This window comes from Psychrobacter sp. NPDC078409 (assembly GCF_050268505.1).
GTDB lineage: Bacteria > Pseudomonadota > Gammaproteobacteria > Pseudomonadales > Moraxellaceae > Psychrobacter.
Window position 1 is genome coordinate 132,082 of sequence record NZ_JBNNGW010000002.1, and the last position, 16,747, is coordinate 148,828.

Annotated in this window: 13 protein-coding genes; 5 read left to right on the plus strand and 8 right to left on the minus strand. The window is 43.2% G+C overall.

Annotation, left to right across the window (positions count from 1 at the left end):
* Positions 1 to 70: 70 nt before the first annotated feature.
* Positions 71 to 1,381, minus strand: a complete 1,311-nt coding sequence (gene hemW / locus ACQKC9_RS03685; protein ID WP_427620925.1) for a radical SAM family heme chaperone HemW — start codon at positions 1,379 to 1,381, stop codon at positions 71 to 73.
* 316 nt (positions 1,382 to 1,697) lie between these two features.
* On the opposite strand from hemW, the gene ACQKC9_RS03690 reads away from it, so the two are divergent.
* From ACQKC9_RS03690 to accC, 4 genes are all read left to right on the plus strand, one after another.
* The gene (locus tag ACQKC9_RS03690) at positions 1,698 to 2,177 is read left to right on the plus strand and encodes an EVE domain-containing protein (protein WP_427620550.1); all 480 of its coding nucleotides are present in this window, start codon (positions 1,698 to 1,700) and stop codon (positions 2,175 to 2,177) included.
* Between the two features lie 432 nt (positions 2,178 to 2,609).
* Complete coding sequence (locus ACQKC9_RS03695) at positions 2,610 to 3,977, plus strand: MATE family efflux transporter (RefSeq protein ID WP_427620927.1); 1,368 nt, start codon at positions 2,610 to 2,612, stop codon at positions 3,975 to 3,977.
* A gap of 240 nt (positions 3,978 to 4,217) precedes the next feature.
* Positions 4,218 to 4,649: an acetyl-CoA carboxylase biotin carboxyl carrier protein gene (gene accB, locus ACQKC9_RS03700; protein ID WP_102092842.1), complete on the plus strand. Its 432-nt coding sequence runs from the start codon at positions 4,218 to 4,220 to the stop codon at positions 4,647 to 4,649.
* Between the two features lie 125 nt (positions 4,650 to 4,774).
* Positions 4,775 to 6,136, plus strand: coding sequence for an acetyl-CoA carboxylase biotin carboxylase subunit (gene accC, locus ACQKC9_RS03705; protein ID WP_057759692.1), 1,362 nt, complete (start codon positions 4,775 to 4,777; stop codon positions 6,134 to 6,136).
* Between the two features lie 128 nt (positions 6,137 to 6,264).
* On the opposite strand, the gene ACQKC9_RS03710 is transcribed toward accC, so the two are convergent.
* Both ACQKC9_RS03710 and leuA read right to left on the minus strand, forming a co-directional pair.
* Positions 6,265 to 6,894 carry a hypothetical protein gene (locus ACQKC9_RS03710; RefSeq protein WP_290175849.1) on the minus strand — a complete coding sequence of 210 codons (630 nt, stop codon included), beginning with the start codon at positions 6,892 to 6,894 and terminating at the stop codon, positions 6,265 to 6,267.
* A gap of 217 nt (positions 6,895 to 7,111) precedes the next feature.
* Positions 7,112 to 8,896, minus strand: coding sequence for a 2-isopropylmalate synthase (gene leuA, locus ACQKC9_RS03715; RefSeq protein ID WP_160021915.1), 1,785 nt, complete (start codon positions 8,894 to 8,896; stop codon positions 7,112 to 7,114).
* Between the two features lie 221 nt (positions 8,897 to 9,117).
* On the opposite strand from leuA, the gene ACQKC9_RS03720 reads away from it, so the two are divergent.
* Complete coding sequence (locus ACQKC9_RS03720; RefSeq protein ID WP_427611107.1) at positions 9,118 to 9,606, plus strand: Lrp/AsnC family transcriptional regulator; 489 nt, start codon at positions 9,118 to 9,120, stop codon at positions 9,604 to 9,606.
* A 5-nt stretch (positions 9,607 to 9,611) separates the two neighbouring features.
* On the opposite strand, the gene ACQKC9_RS03725 is transcribed toward ACQKC9_RS03720, so the two are convergent.
* From ACQKC9_RS03725 to ACQKC9_RS03745, 5 genes are all read right to left on the minus strand, one after another.
* Positions 9,612 to 10,868: a YbfB/YjiJ family MFS transporter gene (locus tag ACQKC9_RS03725; protein ID WP_427620551.1), complete on the minus strand. Its 1,257-nt coding sequence runs from the start codon at positions 10,866 to 10,868 to the stop codon at positions 9,612 to 9,614.
* A 127-nt stretch (positions 10,869 to 10,995) separates the two neighbouring features.
* Positions 10,996 to 12,339, minus strand: coding sequence for an ABC1 kinase family protein (locus ACQKC9_RS03730; protein WP_427620552.1), 1,344 nt, complete (start codon positions 12,337 to 12,339; stop codon positions 10,996 to 10,998).
* Positions 12,340 to 12,509: 170 nt separating this feature from the next.
* Positions 12,510 to 13,313, minus strand: a complete 804-nt coding sequence (locus tag ACQKC9_RS03735) for a HesA/MoeB/ThiF family protein (RefSeq protein ID WP_427620929.1) — start codon at positions 13,311 to 13,313, stop codon at positions 12,510 to 12,512.
* A 48-nt stretch (positions 13,314 to 13,361) separates the two neighbouring features.
* Positions 13,362 to 14,234 carry a peptide chain release factor N(5)-glutamine methyltransferase gene (gene prmC / locus ACQKC9_RS03740; protein ID WP_427620553.1) on the minus strand — a complete coding sequence of 291 codons (873 nt, stop codon included), beginning with the start codon at positions 14,232 to 14,234 and terminating at the stop codon, positions 13,362 to 13,364.
* Between the two features lie 50 nt (positions 14,235 to 14,284).
* The gene (locus ACQKC9_RS03745; protein ID WP_427620554.1) at positions 14,285 to 16,201 is read right to left on the minus strand and encodes an AmpG family muropeptide MFS transporter; all 1,917 of its coding nucleotides are present in this window, start codon (positions 16,199 to 16,201) and stop codon (positions 14,285 to 14,287) included.
* Positions 16,202 to 16,747 lie beyond the last annotated feature (546 nt).

A 16,747-nucleotide genomic window follows, 5' to 3' on the forward strand; every position in this document is an offset into this window, starting at 1 on the left:
TATCATTCATTTGATAAGCCTTTTTTGTGTTCTTACTTCGCTGTTATTAAACAATCGCTCAAGCAAGTTTTTATAAAAACGCGCGTAATATCTGATTGAGATAACGCTGTCCTAATACGGTCGGTTGCAACTGCGTATCACTATCTACCAACAATCCTTGTTTGACCAAACTGTTTACTTGTTCAGCAATACTATCAAGGGTTAATCCAGTTCTCTCTTCAAACAGTGACCAAGCGACGCCGCCATGTAAGCGCAGAGCGTTTAGCATAAACTCGCTCACCAATTCTTCTTGATCAATCACTTGCCAGCCAACCATTTTTGGTGTGATTTGGCGTATGTCAGACATCTTCGTGATATCTGGATTCATGACTACATAATCTTTTGGCAAACGCGATTTGCTAAAGCGATAGATACCTGACACTACTAACAAGTCATCTTCCATTTTATCTTTTACGTCTGACGAGTTACTACCATTGCTATCGTTACGACCAATCGTCACTTTACCATGTGCCCCAGCGCCAATGGCTAGATAATCGCCAAACTGCCAATAGTTGATATTATGACGACATGGTTTATCTGACTCGCCTGCCCACGCAGACACCTCATAATTGCGATAGCCTAATTGCTGTAATAACGACTGACCTGCTTGTTCAATATCTGCCAAATTGTCTTCATCGGGTAAAATAGGCTGGCTACGGTAAAACACGGTATTTGGCTCAATAGTCAGTTGATACCAAGAGATATGCGTTGCGCCAGCATCATGCGCCATTTGGATATCTTCTAGCGCTTCATTCATGGTTTGCTGCGGTAGACCGTGCATCAAGTCGACGTTGACCCGTGCAAATCCAGCTGCTTTGGCAGCGCGAATCGCTGATAATGCTTGCACAGGATCATGGATACGTCCAAGTACCTTTAGCTTATCAGCAGCGAAGCTCTGTACGCCGATAGACAGACGATTGATACCAACCTCTAAATACTGGGCAAATGGTGCATGCTCAAGCGTGCCGGGATTGGCCTCCATCGTGACTTCGATGTCTTCTGCAAATTCAAAACATGTACGCAACCCAGAGAACAATCGCTGATACTGAGAAATGGGTAGCAAAGACGGCGTACCACCACCGATAAATATCGAACCAATTTTTCGGCCTTGAGTTAAAGGTTGCTGCATTGCGGCATCTAACAATAATGCATCGACATATTCTTCATACATGGATAGTTCACTGTCCATCGGTAGCTCATGCGAATTAAAATCGCAATAAGGACATTTCTTCACACACCACGGGATGTGAATGTAAAGAGACAATGGAATGTCGGTCACATTTACCGAGATAGTATCCGTCGTTGGTTCAGTAAGACTTAACGCATTCAAGTCGTTTGGCATGCTTTCTGTATTCACTTTGGGCATAAATAAACTTATTTTGTAGTGAGCAATGATGATCGGTATCAAAAATAACGCTAGGATAGCGACTAGATGGGATAAAGAAAAGCCTATCTATCATAAAATTATTAACAAAAACACGTATAAACGCTCTATTCACCATGACAACTTATGGGCAGTATATAGAGACTCTATTAAAAACAGCCTCTACTAAGAACAGACACGATTTAAAACATGTTTGAGGGTGAGTTAATAGAAACTAACCCTAGTAGTTTTAAGAATGAATTAAAGAATAAACAAAAATTTAAAGGACAGATATATGGCGTATTGGTTAATGAAATCCAACCCTAAATTTTTTGGTATTGAAGATTTGCAGCGCTTGGGCACCGACGGTTGGGACGGCGTTCGCAACTACCGTGCGCGTAACTTTATGCGTGATGATATGAAAGTTGGTGACAAAGTGTTCTTTTATCACTCTAGCGCCAAGCCGTCTGGAGTCGCTGGTATCATGGCAGTTACTACAGCAGGGTATCCTGATCCTACTCAGTTTCACCCTGAGCATCGTCATTATGATCCTATTGCGACTGAAGAGGAACCTCGTTGGTATATGGTCGATCTCACTTTTGAGCAAGCTTTTACAGAGGTGTTACCACTATCAGAGCTAAAATTTTTGCCAACTTTGGAAGATTCGTTATTACTAAGGAAAGGATGTCAGCAATTAACAGTAATTCCATTAGAGCCCAAACATTGGCGAGCAATTATGGACATGGTGGAGACACTTGAGTTGTTGCCGGAGTAAACTTATTAAATCATCTCTGAGCTATTGGCTATTGGCTATTGGCTATTGGCTATTGGCTATTGGCTATTGGCTATTGGCTATTGGCTATTGGCTATGAAATAGAGTACAAAAAACCTAAGATTAATACTTACATAGCGGTGCTAAAGCGTTGACATCATAGTGTGGCTTCTTTACCATCTTACTATGTATATGACCTGTCAATCCACTACTTGGATCGACGGGTTATTTTTATTTTAGTGTCTTTACTTTTATTTTCATACTCTGCCTATCTACTCATGCAACATTATAAGCTTGCTCATATTATTTATCGGAGTATTATCGTCGGCACTACTCTCCTCGCTGCGTCAACCTTAGTCGATTGATAGCAGTGTTTGTTTATTAATAATAACTACCTTAATAACAATTACCGCAAAGAATAAAAAGTTGCTTACCATGGTTTTTCCATTGTCTTTCAAAGATTTTAAAAGCTATAGCTTACGTTTAGGCGTACTTGCCCTCCCTATCTTAATTACTCAGTTTTGCCAAGCCGCACTTGGCGTGGTCGATGCCATCATGGCAGGTCAAGTTTCGGCGCTTGATTTGGCTGCGGTAGCCGTTGGCTCTGGTATTTGGCTGCCGCTGTTTTTATTGGCCACAGGTGTGCTTATCGCAACCACGCCTCTGATTGGTGAAGCGATTGGTCAAGACCAACACGGGCAAGTACCGCATATCACGCAGCAGTCCTTATGGACCGCAGGTGTCATTGGCATTATCGGTTTTATCATTGTCAATTTGGCTCCCAATGTTCTTGGCATTATGGGTGTACCAGAAAACATTCAGCCGATAGCGACGCAGTATTTACATGGTGTCTCATTTGGTTTCCCAGCGCTCGCTGTATATGCTGTTCTACGCAGTTATTGTGAGGCATTGGGTCGTCCTGAGCCTGTGACTGTCATTAGCATCATTGGCCTGCTTGCAGATATTCCTTTGAACTATATTTTTATTCATGGGTTATTTGGCATGCCAGAAATGGGCGGTGCAGGCTGCGGGGTGGCGACAGCATTGGTGTTATGGATAAATGTCCTATTATTGGCTGCCTATACTAGCTTCACAAAACGTCGCGAATTTGTGAGCACGCGATTCTTTTATGGCTTCTCTAGCCCCAATCGTACACAGATTAAAAAACTGTTGAAACTTGGTATTCCTATTGGCATCTCTATTTTCTTTGAAGCCAGTTTGTTTAGCTTAGGTGCACTCGTTATCAGTCCATTGGGTGAGCTGGCAACAGCATCGCATCAAGTGGCACTGTCAGTGACCTCACAGCTATTTATGATACCGATATCGGTCGCCATGGCGCTCACTATCATGGTTTCCAATCGATTTGGTCAAAAAAACCTATTAGCACTGCGCCAAGTGCAAGCTACTGGACTGGCATGGACCGTATTGATCGCTTTAACCTGTATGCTTGGGATATGGCTATTCAGACCAGAACTCGCAGCAGCATTCACCGATAACCCAGAGGTCAGAGCCCAGTCTATGCATCTGCTTATCTTCGCGCTTGCTTATCAGTTATTTGATGGCTGGCAGGTTAACGTCGCTGGTATATTGCGCGGTATGCAAGATACCACCATACCGATGTGGGTAACGCTCTTCTGCTATTGGTTAGTGGCCCTGCCACTTGGCGTCTATCTGGTGCGTTTCACTGACGTTGGCGCACAAGGATTTTGGATGGCGTTAATTACAGGTTTGTTCTTATCATCTATTTTACTTACTTTGCGTCTACGCTATCAGCAAAAACGCTTAACTATACTATGGGGTTAAGCCAATTGCTTATGGATTGCATTTTATAATCATTATTAGCGTCATTTGATCATACAGACTATGAAAAATCGTAGATATTTTCTTGCTAAAAAGATGGCTTACGTCAAAATATGTAAAAATTCTCAGTTAACAACTGTACATTGATTGCTCATTGCCCTGAATCTAGGTATCATTAGCAATTAATTAGACAATATTTAGTTACACTATTTCTCGAATTTAGTACAAGGCCAGATAAAAACTATGGATATTGAAAAAATACGCACCCTCATCGCCCTTATGGAAGAAAGTGAACTGGTTAATTTAGAAATCAGTTCTGACGACGAGCATATTAGCTTAACTCGTCACTATGACGCGCCTGCGCCAACTATGATGGCTGCCCCAGCTGCGAGCGCTGCTCCTGCTGCCGCTGTTGAAGGCAAACCTGCAGAAAAAGCGGGTAGCGTTGAGTCTTCACCAATGGTTGGTGTTTTTTATTCAGCACCAAGCCCTAATGACCCACCATTTGTGAAAGTCGGTCAAAAGGTTCAGGCAGGTGATACCTTAGGTATCATCGAAGCCATGAAAATCATGAACCCGCTTGAAGCGACTCAAAGTGGTATTGTTGACGAAATCTTGGTAGATAACTCTGAAGTCGTACAGTTCGGTCAACCTGTCATACGCTACAAAGCGTAACGATATTTGCCATACTTTATTTCATTATGGCTGACTTTTGGTATATATACCGCGTCAATGCTAAACAACCTGATGCTATGTATCGAAACTCAGTCAATGACTGACGCTTCGACAAGGATGAACCCATGATAAAAAAATTGCTCATTGCCAACAGAGGTGAAATTGCCCTGCGCATCGTCCGCGCCTGTAAAGCGCTAGGTATCGAAACGGTAGGTGTCTACTCTACTGCGGATGCCAACTTGATGCACTTGCGCTTTGTTGATGAGGCAATTTGTATTGGCAAGCCTAATGCTAACCAAAGCTACCTTGATATCAATACCATCTTAACTGCTGCTGAAATCACTGGTGCAGATGCTATCCATCCTGGTTATGGCTTTTTGTCTGAGAATGCTGAATTTGCTGAACAAGTAGAAGAAGCAGGATTGACCTTCGTTGGTCCTAATGCTGATCATATTCGCCTTATGGGCAACAAAGTTTCTGCCATCAACGCTATGAAAAAAGCTGGCGTACCAACTGTACCTGGTTCAGTTGGCGCTGTGACCCTGCATAATGCTGAAGAGCAAGCCCGCAATATCGGTTTCCCACTATTGATTAAAGCGGCTTCTGGCGGCGGTGGACGCGGTATGCGTGTGGTTGAACGCTTTGACGAATTAATTGGTCAGGTACAAGCGGCCAAACAAGAAGCTGAGCTTTGGTTCGGTGACGACACTGTCTATATGGAGCGCTATCTGCAAAACCCGCGCCACGTAGAAGTACAGGTACTAGGCGATGGTAATGGTAATGCTATCCATCTATATGATCGTGATTGCTCATTGCAGCGTCGCCATCAAAAAGTTCTAGAAGAAGCACCTGCCCCAGACATCCCAGATGATGTACGTGAGCCAATCTTAAAGGCGTGTGTAAAAGCGTGCGAGCTTGTTAAGTATCGCGGTGCTGGTACGTTTGAATTTTTGTTTGAAAATAACGAGTTTTTCTTTATTGAAATGAACACTCGTGTACAGGTTGAGCATCCAGTGACTGAGATGATTACTGGTATTGATGTTGTGGTCGAGCAGCTCAAAATCGCAGCTGGTTACGGTCTGTCTTATCGCCAAAGCGAGATTGAGATCCAAGGTCATGCGATCGAATGTCGTATTAATGCCGAAGATGCAGCAACTTTTGTACCTTGCCCAGGCACTATCAGTCAATTGTTCACGCCAAGTGGTTCTGGCATTCGCTTTGACTCTCATCTATACCCTGGCTATGAGATACCGACCTATTACGATTCATTGATTGGTAAGCTTATCTGTCACGGTCAAACTCGTCAGCAAGCCATTGCTAAGACAGTACATGCCCTTGATGAGCTGATTATCGAAGGTATCAAAACCAATATTCCTTTACATCGTGATGTGATTTTGGCGGATGATAACTTTACTCGTGAAGCGCAAAATATTCACTATCTCGAAAGAGAGCTGTTGACTGCGAATAAAGCTAAAAAAGACTCGTAGGCTAAAATACTTATAGAGTTCGCTAAGTTTAATTAAAACAGCACATAAAAAACCGCTATTAATATAGCGGTTTTTTTATGTCATCAATAAGCTGTCAATCATACATAAAGTACAACGAGCATATCTAATTATGGCAACACTCTATTGAAGTTCATAAAGCATTCGTTACCATCAGGATCAGCGCACCATTGCATCTGGTTGCCATCATGATTGATAAATGCAATTAACGCTTCATCAGTCTGGTCGATCTGATTGCCTGAGCAGTCTACTTCATTATTATCATAAACAGTCTTGATCGCAATAACTGGCAGCCCTTCTTCACGATGGGTAACCAGATATCGGCCGTATGTCCACTCTTTGCCACTGACAGACCACATCTCATTATCCGCACTAAAGTTATATAGCTCGCGGCACTGGTTAGACTTACCAACTGATGCAAGTAAGTTTTTGCTAGTAGTTGGTTGAATGTTTAGAACCCGCTCTTCACTTTGAGTCAGTACGCCGCCGTCCATGCCTGTTATCACCTTGGGCTCTACACTGCTAGGCTGTGGCGCAATATTTGCCGACTGGTTATCTTCCGCTTCCTTGGTCATCATAGCCTGAGTAGAATGAGCGCTACTATCCAAGTCTATTTCCCACTGTCCGGCAATGGCTGGACTAATATGAGTGGTGATGGTCGGCTTGGTAGCCTCACCGTTCGCAGGCAACGAAGCCAAAATAGATGCTAGCGTGAATGAAGCAAATGAGATAGGTTCCATAATTAACCTTTTATTTATAATATTTTAATATATACATTAGCGTAAGTCTTAGACACCAAAAACACAAGTAACATTATGCTATTGCTCATAAACCTGTAGTCGGAATTTCATAGGTATTTATAGCAAAAAATAACGCCATCGCTTTACTTGCTAGAGACAAGAAGCGATGGCGTTATTAGCATACAGGATTTTGCGTGATATTAATGACTACTTGACACTAAGCAGCTTCTGTATTTAGCGCTTGAGCAAAAGCTGATAACGCCCCTTTTAGCATGGCTGATACTGTACTGCTGCAAGTACCGATACCTGAATACACTTCGCCATCAACATTTAACTGAATGTAAGCGGCAGCATTGGCATTGGTTTTGTTATCACTATTGGTATCATCATCGATACCATTACCGCTGTTATGATGCGGGTTAATCGCATGCTCTGCATAGTTAATAATATGTAGTGATTTGCCCGTATGCTGCGCAAGTCCGTCAATAAACGATGACAATGGGCCGTTACCCGTGCCATCAATATCGATGGTGTCGCTATTCATTTGTACTTGACCACTAAAGTAAACCGCACCGCCTTTATTGTTGACGCTATAGTCTAGCAGCTCAAATTTGCCCTGCTGCAAGTAAGTATCTTCAAAGGTCTGCAAGATTTCATCATTCTGCAATTCTCGTGCAGCCGCTTCAGCTTGCTTTTGTACCACACGGCTAAAGTCAATTTGCATCCAACGTGGTAGGTTAAAACCGTAGTTACGCTGCAAGATATATGCGACGCCGCCTTTGCCTGACTGGCTATTGATACGTACTACATCTTGGTAGCTACGCCCAATATGCGCAGGATCGATAGGTAGATAAGCCACGTCCCAGACGTTGTCTGTTTCGCTCTGATTGCTTTCATTGTAATCGAGAGATTTTTTGATAGCATCTTGATGTGAGCCACTAAAGGCCGTGAAGACCAACTCGCCTACATAAGGATGACGTGGGTGCAATGGTAGGTTATTGCATTCGCTCACAACCTGTACGATTTCACTCATATTGCTAAAATCAAGCTCAGGATCGATACCTTGGCTAAACAAGTTCATGGCCATGACCATGATATCCATATTCCCTGTACGCTCACCGTTACCAAGCAATGTGCCTTCGATACGATCTGCACCCGCAAGCACACCTAACTCAGCTGCCGCTACCGCACAGCCACGGTCATTATGGGTATGCAAGCTCACAATCACGTGCTCACGCTGCGCTAGATTGCGGCAGAAGTACTCTACTTGATCAGCAAAGACATTGGGCATAGAAGCCTCAACCGTCGCTGGCAAGTTAAAAATAACCTCCTGACCCTGCTGTGGTTGCCACACGTCACACACTGCATCGCAAACCTCTACGGCATATTCAGTCTCTGTCTGGCTAAAGCTCTCTGGCGAGTACTGAAATACCCAATCTGTCTCAGGGTACTTTGCTGCATACTCTTGCAATAGCTTAGCGCCTGCAATCGCAATCTCTTTGATTTCAGCTTTATCTTTGCCATAGACTTTTTCGCGTTGTACACGGCTGGTTGAGTTATAGACATGGACAACCGCACGTTTAGCGCCTTTCAATGATTCAAATGTACGGGCAATCAAATGCTCGCGCGCTTGTACCAATACTTGTAGCGTTACATCTTCAGGTACGTGGTTTTCTTCGATAAGTTTACGCGCAAAGTCAAACTCTACCTGCGCCGCTGACGGAAAACCAATCTCAATTTCTTTAAAACCAACATCTACTAAAGTCTTAAAGAAGCGCATTTTTTGTTCAATGGTCATCGGATCAATCAATGCTTGGTTACCATCACGCAGATCCACACTTGCCCATATCGGTGACTTCTCAATTGTTTTGCTTGGCCAAGTACGATCTGGCAGCGATGGCGCAAATGCAAATGGACGGTATTTACGGAAGTCAAAAGCGGCACTTTTTGGTGTGATCTTTGCAGTCCCTGTGGCTGCAGTGTGCGTGGCTTGGTCAGACATAATCAATCCTTAGATGATATGGTTATTTATATATTTAGCTAGGCGATTAGCTGTTGATTAGATCAGTATTTATCATACGAGATAACTAGTGTTCATACCATAATAATATCAAAGTTTAACAGAGAGAAACCTGCTTTCTTTTACTTTATTTTCTGTTATTTTAGTGGAAAAGCACAATTTAGACATTATAATCGAATAAATTCACTATTAAGGCTTAAGAAATGCCAGATAATCATATTGATAGTACAGGGACAGCAGATATAGACGAGATAGATAGACAGTTGCTACGCTTATTACAAACACAGGCGCGTATGAGCATTACTGAACTCGCTGAACGCGTCAACCTGTCTGCCACTCCCTGCGCACGCCGTATCAAACGCTTAGAAGATGCGAACATTATCACTGGCTACCATACCAAAACCGATTCGCAAAAACTTGGCTATCCGCTAGCCGTGTTTATCGCTATTAGTATGGATCGTCATACAGCAGAACGTTTTGAGCAATTTGAACGCAAAGTTCAGAGCTTTGAAGAAGTCATCAGCTGTAGTATTGTCACAGGTCGCACCGAAGACTATCTGATTAAGGTCAGAGTACGTGATATGACACATTACGAAGAGTTTTTATTGCATCGCCTCAATCGTATCGAAGGCGTAGCCCAAGTTCATACCAGTTTTGAACTACGAGAAGTGTTTAGCCGTAGCGTGGTTTAGACGATCTAAGCAGTCGTTGGTGACTGTCGACGAAACCATACCAATAGTACAAATCCAATCATTAATCCGATAGCAGCGACCAGTAACCCTGCATTGAAATTGCCATCCTTCCCTGCCAGTGCCACTGTCACCAATGGTCCTAAAAACTGTCCTAACGCATAGGCCAACGTCGCTAGGGCAATCAGTAAGTTAGAATAGGCAGGATTGATATTTTTAAATAAAGTCAGTGTCATTGATACCATACCGACAAAGGTCAATCCCAAAATCGCAGCATTGCCATATAATCCAAGTGCACCATCAAGCCATATCGGCAAGCACATGCCAAATGCTTGCAATACCGTCAGCCCCATTAAGGTTTTTATCTCACCGATACGTTTGGCAAGCGCGCCCCATAGGGGGTTTGACAACATCGCAAAAATACCAACAACCAACCAAATCATCAATCCAGCATACGTCTGTGTCGTTAGCCGCTGTGCTGCCATGACGGGCAAAAAAGTCGCCGAGCTGATATAACCAAACCCTGCCAGTACGTAGCTGACGAAAAGTAAAGTAAGCGCTTTATGGTGTCCAGAGATGGCTTCGTATAAGGAGCGCTTAAAGTTTAAATAGGTCTGATGCATTGATACGTGTTGTTTGGCATCAATCTGCTGTGAATCAACAGCCTGTACTTGTCTTGGCTTTATCGCATACAGTAGCCATATGAGCGGCAAACTGGTGACGCCTGCGACCAGCCAAATTACATCGAAGTGATAGCCTAATTTTAATAGCCACCATGTCACTATGGCAGAGGCGCTAATGCCAACACCGATGCCTGCATAGTGGACTGCTGATAATACAGAACGGCGCTCAGGGCTAAGGTTTTGAATCACAAAAGATGAGCTTAGAATCATCGCCACGCCACTTGCAATACCTGCAATTGAGCGGATGATATACCATAGTGTGAGCGACATATTTGGTATGACGAGTAACATCGTGGTAACAACACTTATAATCGCCCAAAGTGTCATCGCCTGCCATGTCGAGCGCTGAGGTATAAACATGGCAATAAGAGCGCCAATAAAGTAACCGATATAATTGATTGATGCTAGCCAGCCTGCAATCGTCGTTGGTAGCGACAATTGCACCATAATATCAGGTAAGGTGGCGGTAAACAGAAAGCGTCCATAACCCATAACGACTGCCATGCAGTACATACCGATACAGGCAATGGCAGCTTCGTTGGTAATCGTCGGGACCATACGGCTTTTAAAAGCAGTCATCATGACAGCGCCATTTTTGTGGCAATTAGCACACAATCCTTTGTGTTAGACAGTCAAAAGCAGTAATAAATAAACGCAGAAATAGAAAAGTTATTAAATACATTAAGTCAGAATAAAGTGTTAGAGAAAACTATAATACGTCTAACGTTGGTGTCTCTACTGTATCCTGTCCTAGCATTTGTACCCGCTGATCGCTAAACATATCCATGTCTGGAGCTAGCGTACGCATAAACCGATCAAAGTACAACATCTGTTTGGTTAATAGAGCAAAGTCGCGTGGAAAATGGATGCCATGACGTTTACCAACCTCAACAATCTCAAGCATCATTTTATTGAGCTCATCAGCTTGTTCTTTACTATTGAAAGGTACACCACTGGTAAAGGTTTTATCTTCTGCCATGATAGTTGTCATCATACGCTGCAAGTCATTCCCCAGTGCAGCCACATCGACTTTATTGCCACCATGCGTCATTTCCATATCAACCATATGGCGCGCCATAGCTTGATAGTCACTGTCTTGCATGGCTTGCATCATGCCCATACATGCACGCCAGCTCTCAGCTTTGAGCTTACCGACGATACCAAAATCCAAAAATCCAATACGGCCATCGGTCAATAGCATCAAATTGCCCGCATGCAGATCAGCATGGAAACTATTGCACAGCATAAGACTGGCAAACCATGTATTTAAAGTATCTGCCATAACTTGAGCAGGATCTGCACAGTATTGACGCATGAGTGACTCATCAACCATAGAGACGCCATAGAGACGGCTCATCGTTAGAACACGCTTGGTAGTCAGCTCTTCATAGACAGTTGGTGCAACGACACGAGTATTACCTGATACCGCTAAGAACTGCTGAAAATCGCGGATGTTCTGCGCTTCAGCGATAAAGTCAGTCTCGGCAAGCATACGCAGACGAATCTCATCAATAATCGGTGCAATACTCGCAAATTTCATCGATGGCATTAGTATTTCAAGTAGCTTAGTTACGCCATGTAATACACCCAAGTCGGTCTGCATGATGGTTTCGACGCCAGGTTTTTGTACCTTTAGCACCACCTCATCGCCATTGTGCAGACGAGCTGCATGCACTTGAGCGATAGAAGCTGATGCTAATGGCTCTGAGTCAATATGCGCAAATGTATCATCAAGCGTACTGCCATCAGTCGCTAGCTCTTCTTTTAGCACTTGCTCGATATAAGCATAAGACAATGGCGTGGTTTGATCCAAACAGCTCTGGAAAGCCTTGACATAATCACGTGGAAACAATGACGGCGTACTGGCGATGAACTGACCGATTTTGATATAAGTCGTACCTAACTGCTCAAAGGTTTCTTTGAGTAGCATCGCGTCAGGTTTCTCACCTTTTGCCACTCTTAGCGCAGACAGACCTGCCACACTCGCTGTTTGGCGAACACGATTAACGACATTAAAAGTATGCTTTAATAAATGCGGACGATGAATTTTCATAAAAAACAACTATGGTAATAAGAAGGAGGTTTGAAGATAGGCAATACAATATAAAAATACGTTAAAATCAGATTACTCAGTTATAGTCGGTTCAAAATAATTTGGATACAAGAAAGGCGAGTGAAAGTACTACAAGTCGTAGACTAAGCAAGCCTGACATCGTATCCAATTTATAGAGAGTTGACTATAGGACTGCTACAGACAGGACACTGCGGGTCTTTTCGATAGCCCATTAGCCGCTGCTGCATCTGACTACCATCCCATATGAGCAGCTTGTTTGTCAGTGGATTTTTGGTTAATCCCAAGTATTGCAACGCAGCATTGGCTTGTAGGTTACCCATGACGGCAGTAGTACTGGCAAGCACTCCTGAATTGGCACACGTACGTTCGTCAGCGGCTTCGTCAAGCACCACTGAACCAAACACGCAATGGTAGCAGCCAGTGTTTAACTGTGGCTCATACAAAGCTAACTGCCCTTGCATCGCAATTGCAGACGCAGATAATAATGGAATCTGATAACGCACACTAATACGATTGATCACATCACGTGTGGCAAAATTATCAGTACAGTCCAAGAGCAAATCAGGCTTACCAGTCGCTATATCGAGCAATTCATAGGCATTGTCTTCATCTAACCGCGCCACTGTGCCACGAGTCTTTATCAAAGGATTGATGCGCTCTAACATGGCTGCTGCGGTCAATGCTTTGGGCTGACCGATATCGTCAGGCAAAAACAGCGTTTGCCGTTGTAGATTACTCGCCTCAATCTCATCATCATCGATCAGATGGACATGGCCTACTCCAGCACGTACCAATGTCTCAGAAGCAGGGCAGCCTAGACCGCCTGCCCCTATCATCACCACGCGTGCTGACTTTAGTCGCAGCTGAGCATCCATATCCCAACCGTCTAGCAGTATTTGCCGTGCATAACGGAGCAACTCGTCATCTGATAGCTGTAACAGCGCTTCTACCATAGTCATTCAAAGCCTATAATCAAATAAGTTTACTAATAAAAAACCTGTCTACTGAACTTGCCCTAGCGTGACGCGATCATTACCACCGTAATCTTTTACGGTATGTACTGACTTAAAGCCATTATCTAGAAACAACTGTCGAACAACATCACCTTGATCATAGCCATGTTCAATAGCTAATAACCCACCTGTACAGAGATATGTCATTGCTTGTTGAACGATATGCTCGATATCAGCCAAACCCTGATTGGGTGCACTGAGCGCACTAATCGGTTCAGCTGTTAGACCTGCCAAATGCTCGTCTGTCTCGTCAATATACGGAGGGTTTGACACAATCACGTCAAACTGCGGCTCATTATCAGTAGGTAGCGCTTGATACCAACTGCTTTGGACAAAATCAACATTGGCAACATTATTGCTCACGGCATTGTGCTGAGCAACTTCAAGCGCCTCTGACGATAAATCGACTGCCACGACTTGCCAGTTAGCGTGCTTTAACTCATAGGCAAGACTGATAGCGATACAACCTGACCCTGTCCCCAAATCTAACAATCGCTTATTATTGAGTTGCGCTGGCTGAGCGTTTATCCAGTTTAATACCTGTTCAACCAATACCTCGGTATCAGGTCTAGGAATCAAGGTATGCTCGTTTACCCTAAAGTTAAGCGACCAAAACTCCTGCTGCCCAGTCAGATACGCAAGCGGTATGCCTTGCTGCATCTTATTCACACCATCGTTGAAACGTGCAATCTCACTATTAGTGAGCTGATAATCTTCATCAGTCATCAACGCTATCGCAGGCTTATCAATGACATACAACAACCAATCCGTGAACCAAAATGACGGTAGCTGATTATCAGTATCACCATTCGTCAGTTGTTGAATCTGCTGCTTAATTTGACGAATGGTTGATACGGTCATAGATAGCTCTTAAAAAACAGTGAATGGATAAAGGTAAAATACTGCTTAGCCTACTCTGATGCGCGTGGTGGCTCTTTGGTATCGGTCAGGTTAGGATTGGTTTTACTTAGCTTGTCACCTATCCCATTGCCGCCGCTGCTATCATTATTGTCATCGCCGTAAATATCATCGTTATCACCAATGACAATATGTCTATCAACAAAGTAGATCAGTGCCAGAATTGGAATACCAATAGCAAAGGTAAAGATAAAGAAAAACGGATAACCCATATTATCGACGATAGCACCAGAATAACCACCCATCACTTTTGGTATCAGGGTCATCAAGGAGGAAAAAATCGCATACTGTACAGCAGTAAAGCGAATCGATGTCAGTGCTGATAAGAAAGCGATGAATACAGCGCTCGCAAGGCCCGCAGCCAAGTTATCAAATATCACTGCCATATACATGATGGGCAGGCTACCTGGGTTGTATGTCAATACCACAAACAACAGGTTGGTCGCACACGCTAAAATCGCGCCAATCATCATGGCATGCATGATACGGAAACGCTGAGCCAAAATCCCGCCCAAGAAGCCGCCTGCAATTGCCATAATCACACCAACCAGTTTTACGGCATTGGCGATATCTGTTTTGCTAAAGCCCATGTCTTGATAAAAGACGTTGGAGATCACGCCTGCGACGATATCTGAGATACGGTATAGACCAATCAAGGCTAATAGCAGCAGGGCTTTTTTGCCGTAACGTCGGAAAAAGTCTAAAACAGGCTCGATCCATGTTGCCATGGCCACTTCTTTTTTCACCAGTCCTACTTGTACCAGTGCATAACCTGCTGCCATCGCCGCGCCTAGGCTTACTAATAAGTGCAAGGTTTCTACAAAGAAGCTAGAAAAAGCGCCTTCGAACTCCGGTAAGACTTGTCCCATCAATATGTAAGCAGCGATAAAAGCAATCACTGAAAATACAAACAACGCTACCAGTCTGACGTAGTCTTCACGAGTTTCAGCAACCAACGGAGCTTTGTTAATGATTTTTGGTTGATTGATAATAAAGTACAGCAATAATAATGGCGCGAACGCGACCAATGCTAAAAAGTAAAATTTAATCGCTGGCATTACCATTAGTGGTATCAAGGCCACTGTGCTATTAAATACTGTATTGATCAAAATATTAATCAGGTAAATAACACCAAACAGCAGACCTGGGATAAGTAGTAACGCAGAATAAATTAGGAATACTTTTAAGTTACCCTTTTGTTTTTTACTTTGCAGGGTCTCAGCGGTTGGCTCATAACTGGCAAACGTTGTTAATATCCCTAACGTCATGACCCCTGCCATGATGTAGTAAGTATTACGCCATGCTTCATAACTATAAAATGTCTCATTTGAGCCAAAATAATCAGCCAAATATAACGCGCCTGCCCCTGCGACAATCATACCGATACGGTAGCCTGACACATAGATAGAAGACAAGATAGACTGCATAGACGGCGGTGCAAGCTCAATACGATACGCATCAATCACGATATCTTGCGTCGCAGAAGAGAACCCAAGCAACACGGCCGCGCCTGCCATATAAACCAAGACATCTTCGCTAACAGGATTTACCCTTGCCATCAAAAAAATAGCCAGCACGATAAGCAGCTGTGATACCACCATCCAACTACGACGACGCCCTAGCCACTTGGTCAAAAACGGCACAGGAAGCGCATCAATCAATGGCGCCCAAATAAATTTGAACGAATATCCCAGTGCCGCCCAGCTGAACATAGTGACGACACTACGATCAATGCCTGCTTCTCTCAGCCATAGCGATAGACTTGAGAAAATCAGCAGAATAGGTATACCCGCTGAAAAACCCAAAAACAGCATAATAATGACACGAGGATCGAGATAAGCTTTTGTAGCCTCGCCCCATGATTTTTTGGCAATTGGTTGATTGGGCGGTACAGATTTGACAGCAGACATAATAACTCACCAACAATTCAGACAAAGAACACAACCGCGCACAATTTTTATCAATCTTTAGAATCAGTTATCGACAAAAGGATCGATAAAAATTGCTCTACGTTGCACCAATATTATCATTACAACAAAATCCAGTTATGGTACTTGAGAACCTTTATCTTGACTAGATTTTTTTGCATTAACTTAGCGATTGCAGGCCATGCGTAATCGCTTATATTTCTTAATCGTAACGCAAAAAACTGCAGTGTTTTACCAAGGTTATCTTAGCTCTCTTTTTTATTGCTCATTTCTATTTTGAAAGATGTCTGACAATGACATTATTTATAGGTAATATAAAGGTAGTAGTAAAACTGACGCAGGCTTGATTGGTTAGGTGCACACTCTTGGTTTACTCTTAACTGGCGACGATAAGCATAGGCGTTAATGAAGATTTAGATAAACAAAACATCAAGTCTTTTATGATTGGTAATTTAAAACTTATAATTCTTATATATTAGTTTTATAAATCTACTCAGCTTAGTTATGCTTTGTACATAAACAACGACT